Below are 1,297 nucleotides of genomic sequence, written 5' to 3' on the forward strand. Positions count from 1 at the left end.
TGAGGAAAATTCTCGAGGGCACCGGTCGCCCAGTGCCAAAGCTCGGAACTGAAACACGCGCGCGCTTAAGCGAACTGTATATGCCAGAACGATCTAAGTTGGAAAAACTGACTAGTTTGTCCCTGAGGCATTGGACCTGATTAGGTCCCCGTTAAATTGATCCGAGTACGAACTCCTGCAATGATCAGGTTGTTTAGCGTTGCCTCGTATTTGCAAGACAGCCCTTGCCCAAGGTAGGTCCCGGCACCTGTCCGCATCATTGCTTGACCGCAACTTTGATCAATCGCTTTCCCTGGGGAATGTTAACAGTAAATCAGTTCACGATTGTTCTTCTTATGTCTATGAAGCAATCGTTTCACTTTTGTGTGTACGGGGACATGGGCCGCAGTTCCAGATGCGCGCATTTGTTCGACGATTTCAGGAAAAAGCGTGGATATCTCTTCCAGTGCCTCAGCGGGCAACGCCTTTAGGGCCTCGGGTCCCGTGAATAGGCTTTCCGCCGGTGCTCCATCGGCACACAGAATTTCATGTGAGTCGAGCAGTATATGAAAATAGTCCACGGATTTGATGCCATTATCGATCTCAATTCCAGCCATTTCGACAAGCTTTATGGCTGGAATCAACACCTCTTCAGTATCAAACATACGGTTTGCAATCTTAGATTTTACGAGAATTCTGTGCTGCCGACTGACGAGTAGGTCACGCTTTGGAAGTTGACTTCCAAGTGCCCCAGCGCGAACTCGAATTGGGCGAAGTTTCGGCGAATGCAGCATCTCGAACTCCGACACTTTACGACAGCCGATCCAACGAATGGGGTAAACTTGACCACTCCAAGTTTTGATATTGTCTCCTGCGCTTAGCGTCTCAATAGGTACATCACCACGAGGTGTGGCAATACGTGTTCCTCTAGCAAAGCAGACAACTCCCGAAACATCCGCTTCGAAAGTGTTGGACATATTGTCACGAATTGCAGTGACATTCTGGCCAACAGTAAATGTTGTGGTCCCATCGGTTGAGTAAAGAAAGCCTGAATTGCCGCCACCTTGGTAAAGAAAGCCGGTATCACCAATATCGTTCCCGTCGCCAGATACCGCGGCGTCCCATTCATCGTTTGAAATTGTTCCGTCGTTGTCAGCGTCATCAACAATAATAACGACATCGCTTGTATTGAGCGAATCGACAAACCAATTGCCCATTGACCTTGAAACGGCTGCGCAAGTGCCTGGTGGAAAAGTCAGTGTTAGCAAAGGCATGTCGTATGTCGCCCAATCGAAGTTCGAAATAAGTGACGTCTTTT

General features: G+C 48.5%; 1 protein-coding gene. It reads right to left on the reverse strand.

Annotated elements, in window-relative coordinates; all coding sequences use genetic code 11:
- Positions 1-302: 302 nt before the first annotated feature.
- Positions 303-1,297, reverse strand: a 995-nt coding sequence (locus TW80_RS17510; RefSeq protein WP_239450591.1) for a Hint domain-containing protein, incomplete at its 5' end; no start/stop codon positions are given.

Origin of the sequence: Loktanella sp. S4079 (assembly GCF_000967725.1) — a bacterium.
Lineage (GTDB): Bacteria > Pseudomonadota > Alphaproteobacteria > Rhodobacterales > Rhodobacteraceae > Yoonia.